Source organism: Roseateles flavus (assembly GCF_039872765.1).
GTDB lineage: Bacteria > Pseudomonadota > Gammaproteobacteria > Burkholderiales > Burkholderiaceae_C > Roseateles_B > Roseateles_B flavus.
The window spans coordinates 350,737-370,690 of the sequence record NZ_JBDPZC010000003.1; the positions used below are offsets into that span (position 1 = coordinate 350,737).

The following is a 19,954-nucleotide window of genomic DNA, read 5'->3' on the forward strand; positions in this document are numbered from 1 at the left end:
GATGCAACGCCGAATGTGGATGGCCCACTGTAGCCTGAGCCTGGGCCTGCTGCTGGCGCCGGCCCTGGCACGCGCGACGAAACGCAAGATCCTGGTGCTGGGCGACAGCCTGTCCGCCGAGTACGGCCTCGCCCGCGGCAGCGGCTGGGTGGCCTTGCTGGAGGCACGGCTGAAGGCGCAGCAGCGCGAGCTCGAGGTGGTCAATGCCAGCATCAGCGGCGAGACCACCTCCGGCGGCCGTTCCCGCCTGCCGGCCTTGCTGAGCAAGGAGCAGCCCAGCCTCGTGATCATCGAGCTGGGCGGCAACGACGCCCTGCGCGGCCTGCCCGTGGGCATGACCCGCGACAACCTGCGCGCCATGGTCCAAGCCTGCAAGAAGGCCGGCGCCCGCGTGCTGCTGGTGGGCATGGAGATGCCCCCCAACTACGGCGCCGCCTACGGCCGGGACTTCGCCGACAGCTTCGAGACGGTCGCCCGGGACGAGAAGGTCGGCCTGGTGCCCTTCCTGCTGGCCGGCGTGGCCGACCGCCCCGATGCGGAGGCCTGGTTCCAGGCGGACCGCATTCACCCTCTGGCCAAGGCCCATCCGCTGATGCTGGAGCAGGTCTGGAAAGGCCTCGCCCCCCTGCTCTGACCGGCGCCCGGCCTTCGCAGCTCAGCGCTGCTCGTCCTGCCGGCCCTTGCGCGGCACGTTGTCCTGCTGCGGGGATGGGCGCGACGGGCGTGCCTCTTCCTGACGCTGGGGCGGGGCCACGCGAGGCGGCTCGGGGGCACGCACGGGTTCACGCGCGCGCTCGGGCTGGATCTGCCGCAGGGGCACCTCGCGCTGCTGTTCGCGCTGGTGCTGCTGCATCTGCTCGCGCTGCTGCTGTTCACGCTGCATCTGCTCGCGTTGCTGTTGCTGTTGCTGTTGCTGCTCGAAGCGCTGCTGCCGCTCCTGGCGCTCGACGCGATCCTGGCGGTCCTGACGCTCCTGGCGGTCCCGCTCGGCCATGCGCTCGCGCTCCTGGCGATCACGCTCCAGGCGGTCCTGAAGGCTGCGGTCCGGCACGGCCTGCGGCTGGACGGCATCGCGGCTGTCCTGACGTGGCGGCTGCTCGGGCAGGCGGCGCAGCGGCGGACCGTCCTCACGACCGCGAGACGGGGTGGGCAGCACGGCCGGCGGAGCCACCACCGGTGCCGCGGGCTGGATGACCGGGGGCATGGCCGCGGGCGGATTCACGGCCGGCTGAGGCAGCGCGCGCAGTGGCACGCCGCTGTCCTCCCGCTCGCCGCGCTGGCGGGGATTGTCGCGTCGCACCGGATCCTGCACGACCGGATGGCCCGGCATGGGCGGCACGGCCTGGACCGGTGCGCCCTGGGGTGGCAGACCGCGCAGCGGCACACCGGCATCGCCCCGCGCCTCCTGCGGACGCCATTCCTGGCGGCTGGGCGCCTGCGGCAGCGGGCGCAGGGGCACATGGGCATCGGTATTGGCCACGACGCGCGCGGCGCTTTCACTCCAGATGCTCACGGCGCCGCGCACCTCGCGATTGCTGCGCGGCGGCGGCAGGGCCGAGCCGCGGTTCACCACCGTCACCGGGTCATGCTCGCGGTTGATGCGCTGCCCGTAATGCGGGCTGTGGCGATAGCTGGGCACATAGACCTCGCGCGGGGCCAGCGGATACCAGCCATAGCGCGGCGGCGGCGGCCGCGAGCCGATGCTGATGCCCACGCTCACCACCGGTCCGCCCACCCAGGCGACCAGGGCCGGCGCATAGGCCGGGCGCGGCACGTAGCGGCCCGGCACCCAGCACCAGCGCTCGCGCACCACGACCCAGCGGCCGTAGTGGAAGGGCGCGAAGCCCCAGGGCGCGTCATCCACCCAGGACCAGCCCCAGTGACGGGTCCAGACCCAGCGGCCATAGCGGTACGGCGCCCAGTCCGGCGCCACCTGCTGCGGGATCCAGACGGTGCCGTACTCCTCGGCCTGCTCCCAGCGGCCGTAGCGGTCGAGGTCTTCGGCGCCCGTCATTTCGGGCGAGACATAGCGGTAGGCCGGCAGATCACCCTCGCTGCGGCTCATGCCCAGCAGCCAGTCGGCGAAGCGATCGCGCTCCAGCACCATGCGCTCGACGCGCGGACCGTCGGCCCACCAGAACTCGGCCTGTTCATTGGGCTGCAGCCACACGGCCGGCGTACCCGGCGCGCGCGCCTCGAAGCGCAGCTCGCCCTCCCAGTTGAAGGCGCGGCTGCCGCGGTCCAGCTGGTCCACGCGGTACAGGCCCTTGCGATCGAAGAAGAAACGGCCCTCGCGGGTGCGCACCTGGGCCTCGCGCGCCGCCTCAGCATTGCGCAGGCGCAGGCCCAGCTGGCCGCGGGCCAGCAGCAGCTCGAGGTGGTCTTCGTCGAGGCGGCTCAGCTCCAGGTCGGCCGAATCATCCAGCCACAGGCTGGTGGAGCCCACGCGCAGGGCCAGGCGGCCGTCGCGTTCGGTGCGGATGCGGTCCCCTTCGCCCAGGGTCTGGTTGGGGCTGAGGCGCTGCCAGTCCTTGGTCTCGGCGTCGAAGACCCAGGCCGTGCCCTGTGTTTCCGCCACGCGGGCGGCGCGCGTGGGCGGGTCCTCCGCCTGGGCAGGCAGGGCCCAGAGGCTGGCGGCCAGCAGCAGGGCGCTGGCGAAGGCCCGGGTCAGGGGGCGCAGCAGGGACGCGCCCTGCAGGTGTCTCATGGTCATGGAGGCTCTCCTCGGCTGTCGGCCCAACGCAGCAAGGGGCCTGCCCGATGACGGGCGGGATGTAACAAGTGGGCGATGGCCGCCCCGCGCCACGCCAGCACTTCAGTCGTCGGCGTTGGGGTCCAGGCCCGGGAACAGCACCGAGGTGTAGCCGAAGCGGCTGAAATCACGGATGCGCGAGGGGTAGAGCCGGCCGATCAGGTGGTCGCACTCGTGCTGCACCACCCGGGCATGGAAGCCTTCGGCCTCGCGCTCGATGGGCTGGCCCTGGGGGTCGACGCCGCTGTAGCGGATGCGCTTGAAGCGCGGCACGACGCCGCGCAGGCCCGGCACCGAGAGACAGCCTTCCCAGCCCTCCTCCTCCTCCTCGCCGAGGGGGACGATGACGGGGTTGAGCAGCACCGTCAGCGGCACGGGCGGGGCCTCCGGATAGCGCTCGTTGCGCTCGAAGCCGAAGATCACCAGCTGCAGGTCCACACCGATCTGCGGTGCGGCCAGGCCGGCGCCGTTGGCGGCCTTCATGGTGTCCAGCATGTCCTGAACCAGGGCCTCCAGCGCCGGCGTGCCGAACTCGCGCACAGGCTGTGCCTGGCGCAGCAGGCGCTCGTCGCCCATCTTCAGCAATTCCCTCACAGCCATGGGTGAGCCCTCGTGCATCAGTTATCGTTGCAGGCCATTCTAGGGAGCCTGCATGCCACCGTATCTGCTGTCCTTGGGTCCAGGCCTGTACCGCATCGACACCGCCTTCCAGCGTGACGACTTCGATGCCGCCTACCTGCTGGTGGACCAGGGCCGCGCGGCCTTCATCGACACCGGCACCAACCACGCCGTGCCACGCCTGCTGGGCGCCCTCGCCCACCTGGGCCTGGCGCCCGAGGCCGTGGACTGGGTGATCCCCACCCATGTGCACCTCGATCACGCCGGCGGCGTGGGTCTGCTGATGCAGGCCCTGCCCCAGGCCCGCCTGCTCGCCCACCCGCGCGGTCTGCGCCACCTCGTGGACCCGCGTGCGCTGTGGGCTGGCGCGCTGGCCGTCTATGGCGAGGAGGAGATGCAGCGCTCCTACGGCCAGCTGCAGGCTGTGCCCGCCGAGCGCGCCGAGGCCAGCGAGGACGGCCAGCGCCTGCGCGTGGGCGGCCGCGAGCTGCTGCTGATCGACACCCCCGGCCATGCCCGCCACCACCACTGCCTCTTTGACGCGCAAAGCGGCTGCTGGTTCACCGGCGACACCTTCGGCCTCTCCTACCGCGAGTTCGACGTGGACGGCCGCCCCTGGCTCTTCCCCACCAGCACGCCCGTGCAGTTCGACCCGCCCGCGCTGAAGCAGTCCATGCAGCGCATGCTGGAGCGGCGCCCGCAAGGCATGCTGCTGACCCACTTCGGCCGCATCGGCTACAGCGAGGGCGAAGTCCGCGAGCTGCACCAGCGCCTGCTGGTCCTGCTGGACGAGACGGTGGCGCTGAGCCTGGCGCTGCGCGAGGCCGAGGACCGCCACGAGGCGCTGAAGCAGGCGCTGTCCGCCCTCTACCTGCGCTCGCTGGCGGCGCATGGCTGCACGCTGCCCCCCGAGCGCCAGCTCGCGCTGCTGGCCATGGACATCGAGCTCAATGCCCAGGGCATCGGCGTCTGGCTGGACAAGCCCACCGCCTGAGCAGCATCAGACGTCCAGGCCCAGCTCCTGGATCTTGCGCGTGATGGTGTTGCGGCCGATGCCCAGCTTCTGGGCGGCCTCGATGCGGCGGCCGCGGGTCATGTCCAGGGCCGTCATGATCAGGCTGGCCTCGAAGCGGCGGCAGAGCTGGTCCCAGACCTCGGGCTCGCCCGCCGCCAGCAGGCGCCGGGCCTCACGGGCCATCTCGGCCACCCAGGCGTCGGGGCCGCCGCCGAAGCTCGGCAGGGCCGGGCCGCTGCTGACGAAGGACGGCGCCGCAGGCGCAGGCGCCTCACCGGCCACCGCCTGCTCGGCGGGGCGCTCGGCCTGCAGCAGCTCCTGCGGCAGGTCCTTGGCCTCCACCTGCTGCGAGGGTGCCATCACGCTGAGCCAGTGGCAGATGTTCTCCAGCTGTCGCACATTGCCCGGGAAGTCGAAGGCGCACAACGACGCCAGCGCCGCCTCGGACAGGCGCTTGGGCTCCACGCCCAGCTCGGTGGCGCTGCGCTGCAGGAAGAAGCGGGCCAGCACGGGCACATCCTCGCGGCGCTCACGCAGGGGCGGCAGGCGCAGGCGGATCACGTTGAGGCGGTGGAACAGGTCCTCGCGGAAGGCGCCCTGGCGCACGCGCTCCTCCAGGTTCTGATGGGTGGCCGCGATCACCCGCACATTGCTGCGCAAGGGACTGTGGCCGCCCACGCGGTAGTACTGCCCATCGGACAGCACGCGCAGCAGCCGGGTCTGCAGGTCCAGGGGCATGTCGCCGATTTCGTCGAGGAACAGCGTGCCGCCTTCGGCCTGCTCGAAGCGGCCGCGCCGCGTGGCCTGGGCGCCGGTGAAGGCGCCGCGCTCATGGCCGAAGAGCTCGGACTCCAGCAGGTCCTTGGGGATGGCCGCGGTGTTGATGGCCACGAAGGGCCCCTCGCCCCGCGGGCTGTGCTTGTGCAGGGCGCGCGCGACCAACTCCTTGCCCGAGCCCGACTCGCCGGTGATCAGCACCGTGACATTGCTCTGAGACAGCCGTCCGATGGCGCGGAACACGTCCTGCATGGCCGGCGCCTGGCCCAGCATCTCGGGCAGCTGCGCGGCGGACTCCTGCTCCACCGCGGCTTCGCGCAGGCTCTCCTCCTGGGCGCGGCGGATCAGCTCCACGGCGCGCGAGAGGTCGAAGGGCTTGGGCAGGTACTCGAAGGCCCCGCCCTGGAAGGCAGAGACGGCGCTGTCAAGGTCCGAGTAGGCCGTCATGATGATGACCGGCAGACCGGGGTGCTTCTCCTTGACCTTGGCCAGCAGGTCCAGGCCCGAGCCGCCGGGCATGCGGATGTCGGAGACCAGCACCTGGGGGCTGTCCTCCTCCAGGGCAGCCAGCAGCTCGCGCGTGTTCGAGAAGCAGCGCACCGGCAGCCCCTCGCGCGTCAAGGCCTTCTCGAGCACAAAGCGGATCGAGTGGTCGTCATCAACAATCCAGATGGATTTCATGCAGCTCTCCCCTTTGCCACAAGTACTCCCTCAGGGCAAAGGCAGGGTGATTCGGAAGTCCGTCCGTCCAGGCTCGCTGTCGCAGTCGATCATGCCCTGGTGCTGTTGCGCGATCGTCTGCGAGAGTGTCAATCCGAGGCCCGAGCCGCCTTCACGCCCTGAGACCAGGGGATAGAAGATGCGGTCGCGGATCTCGGGCGGCACGCCCGGCCCGTTGTCCTCGATATGCAATTCCAATGCCAGGCGCCAGCGCTGCTTGCCCAGGGTGACCTGCCGGGCCACGCGGGTGCGCAGCACGATCTCGGCGTCCCCGGCGGCGATGCGCGGCGCCAGGGCCTGGGCCGCGTTCTGAACGATGTTGAGCACGGCCTGGATCAGCTGCTCGCGGTCGCCGCGGAAGTCGGGCAGCGAGGTGTCGTAATCGCGCCGTACCTTGAGCCCCCGGGGGTACTCGACCAGGATCAGCGAACGCACCCGCTCGCACACCTCGTGGATGTTGACGTCACCCACCACCTGGGCCCGCCGGTGCGGTGCCAGCAGGCGGTCGACCAGGGATTGCAGGCGGTCGGCCTCGTGGATGATGACGTCGGTGTACTCGGCCAGCTCGGGGCCCAGGGCCGTGGGCTGCAGCTCCAGGGCCAGCAGCTGGGCCGCGCCGCGGATGCCACCCAGCGGGTTCTTGATCTCGTGGGCCAGGTTGCGGATCAGCTCCTTGGTGGCCTGCACCTGGTCCAGGGTGCGCTCCTCGCGGTCCTGGCGCGATTGCTGGGCGTTCTCGATCAGCTCCAGCAGGAGCAGGTCCGGCATGTCCGTCTGGCTGACGATCACCTGCACCGGCAGCGGCTCTTCGTGAGGGCGCAGGCCGCGGCGCAGCTGGGTCTCGAAGCGGCTGCTGGAGTAGGCATTGCGCGAGACACCCTCCATGGCCTCGCGCAGCCGCGCGGTGTCCTCGAGCCAGTCCTGTGCGTGGCCTCGCGCCAGCACCCGGCGCGAGAGCTGCATCTGGGTCTCGAACGCCGCATTGACATGCACGCAGGCACCATCGGGGTGCACCAGGGCCACCATGGTGGCCAGCATGTCCAGGGCGCGCAGGCCCTCGGGGTCTTGATCAATGGCAGTCATGTCGGAGTCCAGCCCCGGCATGCGGCTCAGGGCAGTTTGGCAATTTCCCGCTTGATGGCCGCGATGTCGGCCTCCTGGCGCGAGATGCTGGCCTTGAGATCGGCCACACGGTCCAGGTACTTCTGGTAGTTGCGTTCGTCACCACGGCGCTCGGGCTGGCCGTTGGCGTAGTCCTTCTGCAACTCGCCGAGCTTGGCCTCGGCCTCGCGCAACTCACGCTCCAGCACGCCGCGGCGGTCGGAGTCACGGGCCTTCTGGAGGGCCGGGTCCACCTTGGCGCTTGGCGGCCCCTCGGACACCACCTGCCCCGAGGCCGCGGCACGCGGCTTGGGAACGGACACCACGGACACCGGCGTGCCCTCGATCGTGCGGCAGCCCTTTTCCTGCGCTTCCTTGGGGGAAAGGGCATCGGTATAGAGCACCGGCGGTCCTGGGCAGCGGTAGACCTGGGAGGCCTGAGCCCCATGGGGGGCCGGCGTCTGGGCTGTGGCACCGAAGGCCAGCAGTCCGCACAGGGCGAGCAGGCCGGTCCCGACAGGGCCGCGGGACGGGGAGGAAGGTTTGCTTAGCATGCAGCAGGGCGCGATCGAAGCCATGAAGAGCCATTGTGGCGCATTCGCGCCCGATCTTTGCGCGGGATCGTCCCTCGCAAACACCCGGCAACAAAAGAAAAAGGGACGGCCCAGGCCGTCCCTTTTGTTGCGAGGTTCGTGCAGAGACCCCGCGCATCGCCATCACAGGGCGTAGTACATGTCGTACTCGACCGGGTGGGTGGCCATGCGGAAGCGGGTCACTTCCTGCATCTTCAGATCGATGTAGGCATCGATGAAGGCATCGGTGAACACGCCGCCCTTGGTCAGGAAGGCACGGTCCTTGTCCAGGTACTCGAGGGCCTGGTCCAGGCTGTGGCAGACGGTCGGGATCTTCGCGTCTTCTTCCGGGGGCAGGTGGTACAGGTCCTTGGTGGCGGCTTCGCCCGGATGGATCTTGTTCTCCACGCCGTCCAGACCGGCCATCAGCAGGGCTGCGAAGCACAGGTAGGGGTTGGCGCTGGGATCCGGGAAGCGGGCTTCCACGCGACGGCCCTTGGGGTTGGCCACGTAGGGGATGCGGATCGAGGCCGAGCGGTTCTTGGCCGAGTAGGCCAGCTTCACCGGGGCTTCGAAGCCGGGCACCAGGCGCTTGTAGCTGTTGGTGCCGGGGTTGGTGATGGCGTTCAGGGCACGGGCGTGCTTGATGATGCCGCCGATGTAGTACAGGGCGAAATCGCTCAGGCCAGCGTAGCCGTCACCGGCGAACAGATTCTTGCCGTCCTTCCAGACGGACTGGTGAACGTGCATGCCGCTGCCGTTGTCGCCCACGATGGGCTTGGGCATGAAGGTGGCGGTCTTGCCGTAGGCATGGGCCACGTTCTGGATCACGTACTTCTGCAGCTGGGTCCAGTCGGCGCGCTCGACCAGGGAGCTGAACTTCGTGCCGATTTCCATCTGGCCGGCGTTGGCCACTTCGTGGTGGTGCACTTCGACGGGGATGCCCAGCGATTCGAGGATCAGGCACATCTCCGAGCGCATGTCCTGGCCGCTGTCGACCGGGGGCACGGGGAAGTAGCCGCCCTTGACGGTGGGACGGTAGCCGCTGTTGCCGTGCTCGTATTCCTTGCCGGTGTTCCAGGCGGCTTCTTCGGATTCGATCTTGAAGAAGCAGCCGGACATGTCATTGGCCCAGCGCACGGAGTCGAAGATGAAGAACTCGGGCTCAGGACCGAAGAAAGCGGCGTCGCCCAGGCCGGAGGCCTTCAGATAGGCTTCGGCGCGCTTGGCCAGGGAGCGGGGATCGCGCTCGTAGGCCTTGCCGTCGGCCGGATCGATGACGTCGCAGGTCAGGATCAGGGTCGGCTCTTCGAAGAAGGGGTCGATGTTGGCCGTGTTGGGGTCCGGCATCAGCAGCATGTCGGAGGCTTCGATGCCCTTCCAGCCGGCGATCGACGAACCGTCGAAGGCATGGCCCGACGTGAACTTGTCTTCATCGAAGTGAGACACAGGCACGGACACGTGCTGTTCCTTGCCACGGGTATCGGTGAAACGGAAGTCGACGAACTTGACTTCGTTCTCCTTCACCATCTTCATCACATCAGCGACGGTCTTGGCCATCAATCACTCCTAGCGGGTAGCAGGTATGGGGGTCTCGGAATTCGGCGGGCGCTGCGGCTGATCGGAAGCCGGCGGCGCATGCACCAAAAGCAGAGCAGGTTTCGTGCCAAAGTCTTGCAGGCGGCTTCCACCCCACGGGGCGGCGGCCCAGCACGGTGCACAGGCCCTGGCGACGCGGGATTATGCGTCGCCCGCCCTGCAGCGCCCTGACGCCGATCTACAAGAGAGGATTCATCTCCCGGGGAGCCGCACCATTGTGGTTCACATCGTGGGGCATCATCGCACCAACTCAGTGCCAATGGATGCACCAAGTTGGACGAGCCCGGCCTTCATGGCCTCGAATGCGGCCTCCAGCGAGGCCGCCTCGCCCTTGACCCCCAGTTCCACATGCCGCCCCCAGCGAGGGTGGTCGACGCTGGGCAGGCTGAAGACTTTCACGCCAGGGAAGCGCGCCTCGATCTCCAGCATCAGCGGCGTGAGCGCCGCTTCCAGCGCGCCGGGCAGGATCAGCGAGCGCTCCAGCACACGCCGGGCGCGGTGCAGCTGCGGATAGCGGGTGTCCAGCACCCACTCCATCATCGGGTGGGCCATCACCGGGAAGCCGGGCACGAAATGCACATCGCCCACGAAGAAGCCGGGGATGCGGTTGTAGGGATTGGGGATGAGGCCGGCGCCCTCCGGGAACTCGCCCATCTGGAAGCGGCGCAGGGTGCCCTCGGATTGCTCGTCCGCCACCGTGCCCTGCTCATGCGCCATCTCCTGGATGCGCTGCCAGATGAGGGCGCGTGCCTCGGGGTGCAGGCGCAGCGGCCGGCCCAGGGCGGCGGCGGCGGCCTGGCGGCTGTGGTCGTCCGGCGTGGCGCCGATGCCGCCACAGCTGAAGACCAGGTCCCCGCTGGCGAAGGCCTCCCGGAAGGCCGCGGTCTGGGCCTCCCGGTCGTCGCCGATGTAGCGGGCCCAGGCCAGGCCCATGCCGCGAGCGCCGAGCCGCTCGATACAGGCGGCCAGGTGCTTGTCCTGGCGCTTGCCCGACAGGATTTCGTCCCCCACGATGATCAGTCCGACCCGCATGGCAGCCCTCCCCTCACTGCGGCGGCAGTTCCGGCACGACCTCCAGCGCCGGCGGCGGCGTCTGGCCCGGCGGCAGGGGATCCAGCAGATCACCCGGCGCCTCCGCGGCACGCGACTGCCTCAGCTCATGCAGGGCCTGCAGGCAATAGTGGGCGAACCACAGCGAGCTGAAGGCGAAGACGAGGGTGTAGAGGAAGACCGAGCCCAGGATCAGGAAAGGCGCCAGCGCCAGGCTCAGCACGCCGAAGGCCCAGATCGCCGTGGGCGCGGCGCCCAGGAAGCCGGTCAGCAGGCCCAGCCCCAGCAACGGCACCTTGTGCTCGGCAAGGATGCGCCGCCGCTCGATGCGCGAGGCATGCTCGGCCAGCACGTCGAAGGCGAAGACGCGATAGCCCAGCCAGCCCCAGATCAGCGGCGGCAGGAACAGGGCCAGGGGCGGAATCAGCCAGAAGGGCATGCTCAGCAGCAGGGCCAGCAGGGCCAGCAGCGTGTGCCCGAGGGACCAGGCCACGCTCAGCCAGAAGGGCGCGCCCTGCTTGCGCTCAAGCCCCGGGAAGCGGCGCTGGGCGACCAGCTTGCTCATGCCAGGCGTCATGAAGACGGCCACCAGCAGCAGGCTGAATACCAGCAGCGCCGGTACGGCCATGGACAGCAGCACCAGCGGCGCGATGGCCGTGCGCAGGCCCTGCAGGCCGACGTGGTCCAGCCAGGTCAGCACCGTCTCGATCAGGCGCCAGGACTCCAGGCTGGCCCGCACGCTGTCCAGGGCGGGCTCCCAGAAGAAGTACATGAGCGCCCAGGCCAGCGGTCCGGCGATCAGCAGGGGCAGCAGGGACAGGCCGATGACGCGCGGATGCAGGCAGTAGGCCGCGGCACGCCAGAAGGCATCGGCCACGCGGGACAGGGTGCTGAGCATGGATCTCCTAGAAGAGGCAGCGCCCGGCCAGGTGCCGGGTCCGCTGGGGTGCTCAGCATAGCAAGGCCGCCGGCGCCCTCGCCGTGCCGACCGTCAGGGGTGCTCAGCCCTGGCGTCGCGCCGGGCGCAGGGCTGCCGCGAGGCGCTTCAGGCCCAGCCACTGCTGCGCCCAGAAGCCGCGGCCGTAGTCCCGGCCGCCCTCCTGCTCGAGCTGGTCGCGCACGCCGGTGGGGTCGTAGCGCAGCTCGAAATTGGCGGTGCCGAACAGCACGTCCCAGACCGGGAAGAGCACGGCGAAGTTGTGGCCGCCCAGCGTGCCCTTGCCGCCCGATTCATGGCCGATGCCGATGGAGTGGTGCAGGCGGTGGAAGCGCGGGCTCACGAAGACCCGCTCCAGCACCGGCCCGAACCACAGGCGCACATTGGCGTGCTGCAGGTTCTCCAGCAGCTGCGAGAAGGCCACCAGGGCCACGAACTGCCCCGGCTCCACGCCGATGAAGCGGGCCAGCAGCACGAAGAAGACATCGCGCAGGATGTCGTCCAGCAGGTGGTTGCGGTTGTCGCTCCACATGCTCATCGAGCGCTGGCTGTGGTGCAGGGAATGCAGGGCCCACCACCACTCGAACTGGTGCTGGGCGCGGTGCAGCCAGTAATTGAAGAAGTCGAAGACCAGCAGGTACAGCAGAAAGCTGACCCAGGGCACATCGCTGACGCCCGGCCACAGCGCGTCCAGCTGCCAGGTGGGCAGGCCGGCCAGGCGCATCTCGCCCGAGACCATGTCCAGCACCGGATCCAGGCTGAAGAACATGGCCAGGCGGAACAGGCCCAGGCGGTGGATCAGGGTGTAGAGCACGTCGACGCGAACGGCGCTGCGGTCCTGCTGCGGCTCCACGGGCCGCCAGCGCTCCAGGCCGCGGATCAGCACCAGCATCAGCAGCACCTGGATCAGGCCGACCAGCAGCCAGCCCGTGCCGTCATAGGCCTCCTCCAGGCGATTGCCCAGGCCCAGGGCAAAGCCCAGGGGCTGGACGACAAGCTCGAACAGCCACTGCTGGGCCTGCGCGAAGAGATCAGAGAACCAGTCCATGCCTGTTGATCAGTGCGGGTCGGTGCGGAATCGTGGGGTCAGGGCTTGCGCGCGGCCAGCGGACGCTCGGCACTGCCGCCGCGCATCAGGCCGGCATAGCGCGGATGCTCGCGCAGGGGTGCGAAGCAGTAGCCCTTGTCCTTGAGGCCCTTCATCAGCGGCTCCAGCACGGCCGGCGCCCAGGCATCCTGGCGGGACCAGATGCCCAGGTGGGCCAGCAGGATGTCGCCCGGCTTGACGTTCTTCAAGGCACGGCTGAGCAGCTGCTCGTTCGGGTAGCGCTCCGAGGGCAGCTCATCGCCGAGGAAGCCGGCCGGGCTCCAGCCCACGTGGCTGTAGCCACAGGCTTTGGCGGCGGCCAACAGGGCCGGCGAGGTCTTGCCGGCCGGCGCACGGAAGATGGGATCCAGGCGGCGCCCGGTCATCTCGGTGAAGCGCTGGGCGGTCTTGTTGAGCTCCTCGCAGTACTCGGCCGCGCTGAGATCGCGGATCCTCGGCGGCTCGACGCCGGCCTGCACCTTCATGCGGAAGCGCCCGTCGGGCAGGTCCTCCATCCAGATGTCGTGCGACCAGGTGTGGGAGCCGAAATCGTGGCCTTCCGCCGCGCGGGCCCGCCACCAGGGCGCCCATTCCTCGTCCAGCGTGCGACCGTCCGACAGCGTGGGCTCGTTGGCCAGGAAGAAGGTGGCCTGCGCGTCGTAGCGCTTGAGCAGGTCCGCCACCAGGGGCGCGACGCCCATATGGCCGGTGTCGAAGCTCAGGAAGACCGGCTTCTCATCGGGTTTGCAGGCGGCCTGGGCCGCCAGGGCGACGGCCAGGGCCGACGCCGCGATCCACTGCTTCATCACTGCCTCGACACATGGTCCAGGGTCCAGACCCCGTGCGGCGACTTGCCCACGTTGACCTGCTTGACGACCTTCTTGGTCTGCAGGTCGATCATGGTCAGCTTGCGGGCCCAGCGCGATGTCACGAGCAGGGTCTTGCCGTCGGGCAGGATCTCCATGTCGTCCGGGCCACCGGGCGCCTTGAAGGTCTCGACCACGGTGAAGCCCTGCAGGTCGATCTTGCTGATGGTGTTGTTGGCGCGGTTGCTGACCAGCACATGGCGCTTGTCGCCCATGGAGCGGAAGCTGTGGGCGCCCTCGCCCGTCAGCAGGCGCTTGACCAGCTTGGGCGTGGGGCCGCTGACGTCATAGACCTCGACATGGCTGTCGCCGGTGAGGGCCACCAGCAGGTGCTTGTCGTCCTGGGTCAGGAAGATGTCGGCCGGCATCTTGCCCACGGGCACCTTCCAGCGCGGCGCCTGGGTGGTGAGGTCGATGGCGGTGATCTCGTCGGAGTCCTGCAGGCTCACGTAGACCACGGTGCTCTTGGTGTCCACATAGAGGTGGCTGGGCGTCTTGGGCGCCGGGATGCGCTTGACCAGCTGCAGGGGCTCCTTGGCGTTCTGCGGCTGCCAGCGGTACAGGGCGATGTGGTCCAGGCGGTTGCCCGCGGTGATGAACCACTTCATGTCCGGGGAGAAGCGCAGGTGGTAGGGGTCGGTGATGCCGTGCAGCACGCGCTGCACCTGGGCGGTGACTGGGTCGATGAAGGTCAGCGAGTCGCCCAGGGCATTGGCGACGATCATGGACTTGTCGTCAGGCGACAAATACAGGTGATGCGGCTCCTTGCCGGTCGGGATGCGGCGCAGCTGGGTGAAGCTCACCGGGTCAATGACGCTGATGTCGGCGTCCAGGGAGTTGAGGACGAACAGCGGGTGCGGGGCGGCCTGGGCCGGGGCCGCACCAGCCAGAAGCGCCAGGGCCAGCAGGGGCCGGCAGAAACGGGACATGAGAATTCCTTGAACCGGGGGCGGCAATCGTCACCGCCATCACCCTCAAGTGTATTCGCCCGCCTGCACGCCCTGCGGTCCGCGGGCCTGCGCTGGATCAAGCCGGAGGCGGCCCTGGCACCGGCCGCCTCCCTTGTTCACTCGTCGTCGCCGCCCAGGATGGAGCCCAGCACGCCGCCGGCGCCGAAGCCGCCCAGCAGGGAGCCCTCTTCCTTGCGGCCGCCGTTCTGCGGAGCCGCGGCGAAGATGCGCGAGGCCAGGCGCGAGAAGGGCAGGCTCTGCAGCCAGACCTCGCCGGGGCCGGTCATCTTGGCCAGGAACAGGCCCTCGCCGCCGAACAGCGCCGTCTTGATCTTGCCCACGTACTGGATCTCGAAATTGACGCTGGGCGTGTAGGCCACCACGCAGCCGGTGTCCACCAGCAGGGTCTGGCCCGGCTGCAGGGTGCGGCGCACCACGGTGCCGCCGGCATGCACGAAGGCCAGGCCGTCGCCGTCCAGCTTCTGCATGATGAAGCCCTCGCCACCGAAGAAGCCGGTGCTGAGCTTCTGCTGCACGGCGATACCCAGGGACACGCCGCGTGCCGCGCACAGGAAGGCGTCCTTCTGGCAGATCAGCGTGCCGCCCAGCTGGCGCAGGTCCATGGGCAGGATCTTGCCCGGGTAGGGCGCCGCGAAGGCCACGCGCTGCTTGCCGCTGCCGTTGTTCGTGTAGACGGTGGTGAACAGGGATTCACCGGTGATCAGCCGCTTGCCCGCGCCCAGCAGCTTGCCGAAGAAGCCGCCCTGGTTGGCGCCGCCGTCACCGAAGACGGTGTCCATGGCGATGCCGGCGTCCATGAACATCATGCTGCCCGCCTCGCCGATCGCCGCCTCGCCGGGGTCCAGCTCGACCTCGACGAATTGCATTTCCGCGCCCTTGATCTCGTAGTCCACGACATCCATTGCCATTGCCAGTCCTCCTCATAAAAACCTTGGCCCGGCGATGTTAACGAATGCAAACCCATTTGCCGCAGACCACTGCCTATACTGCGCCGCATGGACGAGTCGACGACGCAGCCCCGGGGGGAGCCCGTACTGAAGCCGGGGGACAGCTATGTGCAGTCCTTCGCGCGCGGCCTTTCCGTCATCAGGGCTTTCAGCGCCGAGGCCTCTGCCCAGACGCTCACCGAGGTCGCCCGCCGCTGCGGCCTGACCCGTGCCGGCGCGCGCCGCATCCTGCTGACCCTGGAGACCCTGGGCTATGTGCGCACCGAGGGCCGGCTCTTCTCCCTGACTCCCAAGATCCTGGACCTGGGCTTCGCCTACCTGTCCTCGCAGCCCCTGTGGCAGTTCGCCGAGCCGGTGATGCAGGTGCTGGCCAGCGACCTGAAGGAAAGCTGCTCGGCCGCGGTGCTGGAGGGTCAGGACATCGTCTACGTGCTGCGCGTGCCCGCCCGCAAGATCATGAGCGTGAACCTGGGCGTGGGCAGCCGCCTGCCAGCCTGGTGCACCTCCATGGGCCGCGTGCTGCTGGCCGGCCAGCCCGATGCCCAGCTGGACCAGCACCTGGCCCAGGTGAAGTGGCAGCCCTACACCCAGCGCACCGCGATGAACCTCGACGAGGTCCGCACCCGCATCCTGCAGGCCCGCGAACAGGGTTGGTGCCTGGTCAACCAGGAACTGGAAGACGGCCTCGTGTCCCTGGCCGCCCCCATCGTCGACCGCCAAGGCCAGACCATCGCCGCGCTCAACATCGGCGCCCAGGTCAACCGCACCCCGCCCGAGGCCCTGCTGGAAAACGCCCTGCCCCGCCTCCTGGATTCGGCACGCAGCATCTCTCGGCTCCTCCAGATCAAGACCTGACCCCCCCTGCCGGCTTCGCCGGCCCCCCCGAGGGGGGCTGAGGCCGGACACAAACGGCGAGCCGTTTGTGTCCGGCCGAAGGCCAGGCCTCTGGCCTGGCGCGGCCTGCAAGGCCGGCGAAGCCGGTAGGGGGGGTCACCCCATATGCAATCCGCCGTTGCAGGAGAAGTCGGCACCGGTGGTGAAGCCGGAGTCCTCGCCGGCCAGCCAGGCGACGATGGAGCCGATTTCATCGGGCGTGCCCAGGCGCTTCACGGGGATGGTGGCGACGATCTTCTCCAGCACCTCGGGCTTGATGGCACGGACCATGTCGGTGCCGATGTAGCCGGGGCTCACGGTGTTGACCGTCACGCCCTTGGCCGCCAGCTCCTGCGCCAGCGCCATGGTGAAGCCGTGCATGCCAGCCTTGGCGGCCGAGTAGTTGGTCTGACCGGCCTGACCCTTCTCGCCATTGACCGAGCTGATCTGGATGATGCGGCCCCAGCCCTTCTCCACCATGCCCGGCACGACCTGCTTGGTCACGTTGAACATGGAATTGAGGTTGGTGTCGATCACCGCCTTCCAGTCCTCCGGCGTCATCTTCAGGAACATGCGGTCCCGGGTGATGCCGGCGTTGTTGACGAGCACGTCGATGGGGCCGTGCTCGGCGATGGCATTGCTGAAGGCCGCCACCGTCGATTCCCAGTCGGCCACATTGCCGACGGAGGCGTAGAAGGTGTAGCCATCGGCCTTCTGCTCGTCGAGCCACTTCTGGAAGTCACGGCTGGGGCCGCAGCCCGCGATGACCTTGTGGCCCGCGTTGTGCAGCTTGCGGCAGATGGCGGTACCGATGCCGCCCATGCCGCCGGTGACGTATGCAACTTTCTGTGTTTGAGTCATGTGAATCTCCTTCGCCTCCATGGCTGTTCAGGGGAGCCCGGTGTCGGCGCCGCGTCCTACGCGCCATCCGGGCTGCTGTTGTCATTCGAAGAAGACGCGCATTGCCGGAACCCCAGGCTCGCCCAGCCCCCATCAGGGGTCAAGCGGGTTGGCCCTGAGAGCTCCCCGAAATCCCTCCGTGTCAGCGCTCCACGCAGAGCGCCACGCCCATGCCGCCGCCGATGCACAGCGAGGCGATGCCCTTCTTCGCATCGCGACGCTGCATCTCGTGCAGCAGGGTCACGAGGATGCGCGCGCCCGAGGCCCCGATGGGATGGCCCAGGGCGATCGCACCGCCGTTGACATTCACCTTGGCCAGATCCCAGCCCATCTCCTGATGGACCGCGCAGGCCTGGGCCGCGAAGGCCTCGTTGATCTCCAGCAGGTCCAGGTCCTGCGGCGTCCAGCCGGCGCGCTGCAGGGCCTTGCGGGCGGCCGGCACCGGGCCCATGCCCATGGTGGCCGGATCCAGGCCCGCGCTGGCATAGGACGCGATGCGCGCCAGCGGCGTCAGGCCCAGGGCCTTGGCCTTGTCGGCGCTCATCAGCAGCAGGCCGGCGGCACCGTCGTTGAGGCCGGAGGCATTGCCCGCGGTCACCGAGCCGGCCTTGTCGAAGGCGGGGCGCAGGCCGGCCAGGGCCTCGGCATTGGTCTTGCGGTTGATGAACTCGTCCGTGTCGAAGACGATGGGGTCGCCCTTCTTCTGCGGCAGACTCACCGGCACGATCTCGTCCTTGAAGCGGCCGGCGTCCTGCGCCGCGGCGGCCTTCTGCTGCGAGCCCAGCGCCAGGGCGTCCTGGGCCTCGCGGCTGATGGCGTACTGCTTCGCCACGTTCTCCGCCGTGATGCCCATGTGGTACTGGTTGTAGACGTCCCAGAGGCCGTCCACGATCATGGTGTCCACGAGCTTCCAGTCGCCCATGCGCTGGCCCTCGCGCGAGCCGGGCAGCACGTGGGGCGCCAGGCTCATGTTCTCCTGGCCGCCGGCAATGATGATCTCGGAGTCCCCGTCGCGGATGGCCTGGGCCGCCAGCATCACCGCCTTCAGGCCGGAACCGCAGACCTTGTTGATGGTCATGGCCGGCACGGCATGCGGCAGGCCGGCTTTGATCACGGTCTGGCGCGCCGGGTTCTGGCCCGAGCCGGCAGTCAGCACCTGGCCCAGGATGACTTCGCCGATCTGTTCGGGTGCGACACCCGAGCGGCGCAGCAGCTCGCGCACCACGGTGGCGCCCAGCTCCGGGGCGGCGGTCCTGGACAGGCTGCCGCCGAACTTGCCAATGGCGGTACGCGCCGCGGCGACGATGACGATCTCGGTGCTCATGCGGAAATCTCCGAAAAGGGGAATGAGGCAGGCGGCGCGCCAGGCACCGCCTGCGATGCGGGGGTCAGGCCTTGTGCTTCACATAGCGGCCCGGCGCGGGCTCGATGGCCTTGTGCTGGCGATTGCCCGGCGTCTTGGGCGCAGGCTTCATCGCGCCGGCATGGCTGGCCAGCCAGTGCGACCAGTCGGTCCACCAGGAGCCGGGATGCTCGACGGCGGTCTCCAGCCACTGGCCAGCCTCGGCGGGCAGGGCCGCGGTCTTGCCGGTCCAGAAGCTGCGCTTCTTCTTGGCCGGCGGGTTGATCACGCCGGCGATGTGGCCCGAGGCGCCCAGCACAAAGCGCTTCCGGCCCTTGAAGACCTGAGTGCTGCGGTAGGCTGCGTCCCAGGGCACGATGTGGTCCTCGCGCGAACCGTAGATGTAGACCGGGGCCTCGATGGCGCCAAGGTCCAGGCGCTCGCCGCAGACGGTCAGCGCGCCGGGCTTCTTCAGCTCGTTCTGCAGATAGGTGTGGCGCAGGTACCAGCAGTACATGGGGCCGGGCAGATTGGTCGAGTCGCCGTTCCAGTAGAGCAGGTCGAAGGCCGGCGGCGCCTCGCCCTTGAGGTAGTTGCCCACCACGTAGTTCCAGACCAGATCGTTGGGCCGCAGGAAGCTGAAGGTGGTGGCCAGCTCCTGCCCCTTGAGCAGGCCGGGGCCTTTGGGCGCATCGGGGCCGATGCTCATCTCGCGCAGGCGCACCGAGCCCTCGTCGACGAAGAGGTCCAGCACGCCGTTGCTGGCGAAGTCGATGAGGGTGGTCAGCAGGGTCACGCTGGCCGCGGGCTGCTCGCCGCGCGCGGCCAGCACGGCCAGGGCGGTGGCGAGGATGGTGCCGCCCACGCAGAAGCCCAGGGCGTTGATCTTCTTGCTGCCGCTGATGGCCTGCACCGTGCGGATGGCCTGGATGGCGGCCTGCTCGATGTAGTCGTCCCAGGTCCAGCCCGCGCAGGACTCATCGGGATTGCGCCAGCTCACGACGAAGGTGCGGTGCCCCTGCTCCACGGCATAGCGGATCAGGGAGTTGTCCGGCTGCAGGTCGAGGATGTAGTACTTGTTGATGCAGGGCGGCACCATCAGGAAGGGCAGCTCGTGCACCTCCTTGGTCAGGGGCTTGTACTCGATCAGCTGGAAGAAGTCGTTCTCGAAGACGACGTCGCCGGCGGTGGTGGCCACGTTGCGCCCCACCTCGAAGGCGGACTCGTCCGTCTGCGAGACATGGCCGCGCTGCATGTCCGCCCACAGCAGCTGCATGCCGCGGGCGATGCTCTCGCCCTGGGTCTTGAGCGCCAGCTGCTGAGCCTCGGGATTGAGGGCCAGGAAGTTGCTGGGCGCCGAGGCATCGACAAACTGCTGCACCGCGAACTTGATGCGGGCACGCGTCTTGTCATCCCCCTCCACCTGCTCGGCCATGCGCTGCAGGGTCTGGGCATTGAGCAGGTAGAGCTGGGCCGTGAAGGCCGCGACCGGATTGCTGCCCCAGGCCTCGCTGGCGAAGCGCCGGTCCGGCAGCTTGGCGGGATGGCCGGCAGAGGCAGTAACGGCCTGGTTCCACAGCCCGCTGGCTTGGCTGAGGTAGTCCTTCTGCAGGGCTGCCCAGGCATCCACGGGCACCTTCAGGCCGGCGAAGGTCTTCATCGCCTCGCCCATGCCGGCCTGGAAATCGGCGGCCATGTGCTCGGCCATCTTGCCGGCGGCCTCTGCGGCAGCACCCAGGGAGAAGGGATCGGTGGCGGATGCGGCGCCCGCATCCTTGCTCTTGGAATTCATGTGTCTCCTCGCGGAAGGAACGGCCGCCGGGGCAG

General features: G+C 69.0%; 18 protein-coding genes. 3 read left to right on the plus strand and 15 right to left on the minus strand.

Annotated elements, in window-relative coordinates; genetic code table 11:
• The first annotated feature begins 1 nt into the window (after position 1).
• Positions 2 to 634, plus strand: a complete 633-nt coding sequence (locus tag ABDJ40_RS09455) for an arylesterase (RefSeq protein WP_347609015.1) — start codon at positions 2 to 4, stop codon at positions 632 to 634.
• 21 nt (positions 635 to 655) lie between these two features.
• On the opposite strand, the gene ABDJ40_RS09460 is transcribed toward ABDJ40_RS09455, so the two are convergent.
• Positions 656 to 2,713, minus strand: coding sequence for a DUF6600 domain-containing protein (locus tag ABDJ40_RS09460; RefSeq protein ID WP_347609017.1), 2,058 nt, complete (start codon positions 2,711 to 2,713; stop codon positions 656 to 658).
• Positions 2,714 to 2,815: 102 nt separating this feature from the next.
• Positions 2,816 to 3,352 (minus strand): peptide deformylase, encoded by a 537-nt coding sequence (def, locus tag ABDJ40_RS09465; protein ID WP_347609019.1) that lies wholly within the window; start codon positions 3,350 to 3,352, stop codon positions 2,816 to 2,818.
• 52 nt (positions 3,353 to 3,404) lie between these two features.
• On the opposite strand from def, the gene ABDJ40_RS09470 reads away from it, so the two are divergent.
• Complete coding sequence (locus tag ABDJ40_RS09470) at positions 3,405 to 4,364, plus strand: MBL fold metallo-hydrolase (RefSeq protein ID WP_347609021.1); 960 nt, start codon at positions 3,405 to 3,407, stop codon at positions 4,362 to 4,364.
• Positions 4,365 to 4,370: 6 nt separating this feature from the next.
• Here the strand turns inward: ABDJ40_RS09470 and ntrC are convergent, their stop codons facing one another.
• The 10 genes from ntrC to ABDJ40_RS09520 form a co-directional block, all read right to left on the minus strand.
• Positions 4,371 to 5,843: a nitrogen regulation protein NR(I) gene (gene ntrC, locus ABDJ40_RS09475; protein WP_269629732.1), complete on the minus strand. Its 1,473-nt coding sequence runs from the start codon at positions 5,841 to 5,843 to the stop codon at positions 4,371 to 4,373.
• A 30-nt stretch (positions 5,844 to 5,873) separates the two neighbouring features.
• Entirely contained in the window at positions 5,874 to 6,965 is a 1,092-nt protein-coding gene (glnL, locus tag ABDJ40_RS09480; protein ID WP_269629733.1) for a nitrogen regulation protein NR(II), read from the minus strand.
• A gap of 26 nt (positions 6,966 to 6,991) precedes the next feature.
• Complete coding sequence (locus ABDJ40_RS09485; RefSeq protein WP_347609024.1) at positions 6,992 to 7,537, minus strand: hypothetical protein; 546 nt, start codon at positions 7,535 to 7,537, stop codon at positions 6,992 to 6,994.
• Between the two features lie 162 nt (positions 7,538 to 7,699).
• Positions 7,700 to 9,115, minus strand: coding sequence for a type I glutamate--ammonia ligase (gene glnA, locus ABDJ40_RS09490; RefSeq protein WP_269629735.1), 1,416 nt, complete (start codon positions 9,113 to 9,115; stop codon positions 7,700 to 7,702).
• A gap of 276 nt (positions 9,116 to 9,391) precedes the next feature.
• Positions 9,392 to 10,186, minus strand: coding sequence for a competence/damage-inducible protein A (locus tag ABDJ40_RS09495; protein ID WP_347609027.1), 795 nt, complete (start codon positions 10,184 to 10,186; stop codon positions 9,392 to 9,394).
• 13 nt (positions 10,187 to 10,199) lie between these two features.
• Entirely contained in the window at positions 10,200 to 11,102 is a 903-nt protein-coding gene (locus ABDJ40_RS09500) for an EI24 domain-containing protein (RefSeq protein WP_347609029.1), read from the minus strand.
• Positions 11,103 to 11,205: 103 nt separating this feature from the next.
• Positions 11,206 to 12,189 (minus strand): sterol desaturase family protein, encoded by a 984-nt coding sequence (locus tag ABDJ40_RS09505; RefSeq protein ID WP_347609031.1) that lies wholly within the window; start codon positions 12,187 to 12,189, stop codon positions 11,206 to 11,208.
• Between the two features lie 38 nt (positions 12,190 to 12,227).
• Entirely contained in the window at positions 12,228 to 13,034 is an 807-nt protein-coding gene (locus tag ABDJ40_RS09510) for a polysaccharide deacetylase family protein (protein WP_347609033.1), read from the minus strand.
• Positions 13,034 to 14,023 carry a YncE family protein gene (locus tag ABDJ40_RS09515; protein ID WP_347609035.1) on the minus strand — a complete coding sequence of 330 codons (990 nt, stop codon included), beginning with the start codon at positions 14,021 to 14,023 and terminating at the stop codon, positions 13,034 to 13,036. Before ABDJ40_RS09515 ends, ABDJ40_RS09510 begins: the two co-directional genes overlap by 1 nt.
• Before the next feature lie 137 nt (positions 14,024 to 14,160).
• Complete coding sequence (locus ABDJ40_RS09520; protein WP_347609037.1) at positions 14,161 to 14,973, minus strand: TIGR00266 family protein; 813 nt, start codon at positions 14,971 to 14,973, stop codon at positions 14,161 to 14,163.
• Positions 14,974 to 15,060: 87 nt separating this feature from the next.
• Here ABDJ40_RS09520 and ABDJ40_RS09525 point away from each other — a divergent pair, with 87 nt between their 5' ends.
• Positions 15,061 to 15,867 (plus strand): IclR family transcriptional regulator, encoded by an 807-nt coding sequence (locus tag ABDJ40_RS09525; RefSeq protein ID WP_347609039.1) that lies wholly within the window; start codon positions 15,061 to 15,063, stop codon positions 15,865 to 15,867.
• Between the two features lie 135 nt (positions 15,868 to 16,002).
• Here the strand turns inward: ABDJ40_RS09525 and phbB are convergent, their stop codons facing one another.
• From phbB to phaC, 3 genes are all read right to left on the minus strand, one after another.
• A complete protein-coding gene (gene phbB, locus ABDJ40_RS09530; RefSeq protein ID WP_347609041.1) occupies positions 16,003 to 16,746 on the minus strand; it encodes an acetoacetyl-CoA reductase in 744 nt (247 codons plus the stop codon).
• Between the two features lie 181 nt (positions 16,747 to 16,927).
• On the minus strand, positions 16,928 to 18,109 hold the full coding sequence (locus tag ABDJ40_RS09535) for an acetyl-CoA C-acetyltransferase (RefSeq protein WP_269629745.1): 1,182 nt from the start codon (positions 18,107 to 18,109) through the stop codon (positions 16,928 to 16,930).
• 64 nt (positions 18,110 to 18,173) lie between these two features.
• Complete coding sequence (gene phaC, locus ABDJ40_RS09540; protein ID WP_430765624.1) at positions 18,174 to 19,919, minus strand: class I poly(R)-hydroxyalkanoic acid synthase; 1,746 nt, start codon at positions 19,917 to 19,919, stop codon at positions 18,174 to 18,176.
• Positions 19,920 to 19,954: the final 35 nt, after the last annotated feature.

Coding starts and splice junctions, on each gene's coding strand:
- phbB (WP_347609041.1), bottom strand. CDS start 16,746: ATGACTCAAACACAGAAAGTTGCATACGTCACCGGCGGCATGGGCGGC.
- ABDJ40_RS09520 (WP_347609037.1), bottom strand. CDS start 14,973: ATGGCAATGGATGTCGTGGACTACGAGATCAAGGGCGCGGAAATGCAA.
- ntrC (WP_269629732.1), bottom strand. CDS start 5,843: ATGAAATCCATCTGGATTGTTGATGACGACCACTCGATCCGCTTTGTG.
- ABDJ40_RS09485 (WP_347609024.1), bottom strand. CDS start 7,537: ATGCTAAGCAAACCTTCCTCCCCGTCCCGCGGCCCTGTCGGGACCGGC.
- ABDJ40_RS09460 (WP_347609017.1), bottom strand. CDS start 2,713: ATGACCATGAGACACCTGCAGGGCGCGTCCCTGCTGCGCCCCCTGACC.
- ABDJ40_RS09455 (WP_347609015.1), top strand. CDS start 2: ATGCAACGCCGAATGTGGATGGCCCACTGTAGCCTGAGCCTGGGCCTG.
- ABDJ40_RS09510 (WP_347609033.1), bottom strand. CDS start 13,034: ATGAAGCAGTGGATCGCGGCGTCGGCCCTGGCCGTCGCCCTGGCGGCC.
- glnL (WP_269629733.1), bottom strand. CDS start 6,965: ATGACTGCCATTGATCAAGACCCCGAGGGCCTGCGCGCCCTGGACATG.
- ABDJ40_RS09515 (WP_347609035.1), bottom strand. CDS start 14,023: ATGTCCCGTTTCTGCCGGCCCCTGCTGGCCCTGGCGCTTCTGGCTGGT.
- ABDJ40_RS09525 (WP_347609039.1), top strand. CDS start 15,061: ATGGACGAGTCGACGACGCAGCCCCGGGGGGAGCCCGTACTGAAGCCG.
- def (WP_347609019.1), bottom strand. CDS start 3,352: ATGGCTGTGAGGGAATTGCTGAAGATGGGCGACGAGCGCCTGCTGCGC.
- phaC (WP_430765624.1), bottom strand. CDS start 19,919: ATGAATTCCAAGAGCAAGGATGCGGGCGCCGCATCCGCCACCGATCCC.
- ABDJ40_RS09500 (WP_347609029.1), bottom strand. CDS start 11,102: ATGCTCAGCACCCTGTCCCGCGTGGCCGATGCCTTCTGGCGTGCCGCG.
- glnA (WP_269629735.1), bottom strand. CDS start 9,115: ATGGCCAAGACCGTCGCTGATGTGATGAAGATGGTGAAGGAGAACGAA.
- ABDJ40_RS09495 (WP_347609027.1), bottom strand. CDS start 10,186: ATGCGGGTCGGACTGATCATCGTGGGGGACGAAATCCTGTCGGGCAAG.
- ABDJ40_RS09470 (WP_347609021.1), top strand. CDS start 3,405: ATGCCACCGTATCTGCTGTCCTTGGGTCCAGGCCTGTACCGCATCGAC.
- ABDJ40_RS09505 (WP_347609031.1), bottom strand. CDS start 12,189: ATGGACTGGTTCTCTGATCTCTTCGCGCAGGCCCAGCAGTGGCTGTTC.
- ABDJ40_RS09535 (WP_269629745.1), bottom strand. CDS start 18,109: ATGAGCACCGAGATCGTCATCGTCGCCGCGGCGCGTACCGCCATTGGC.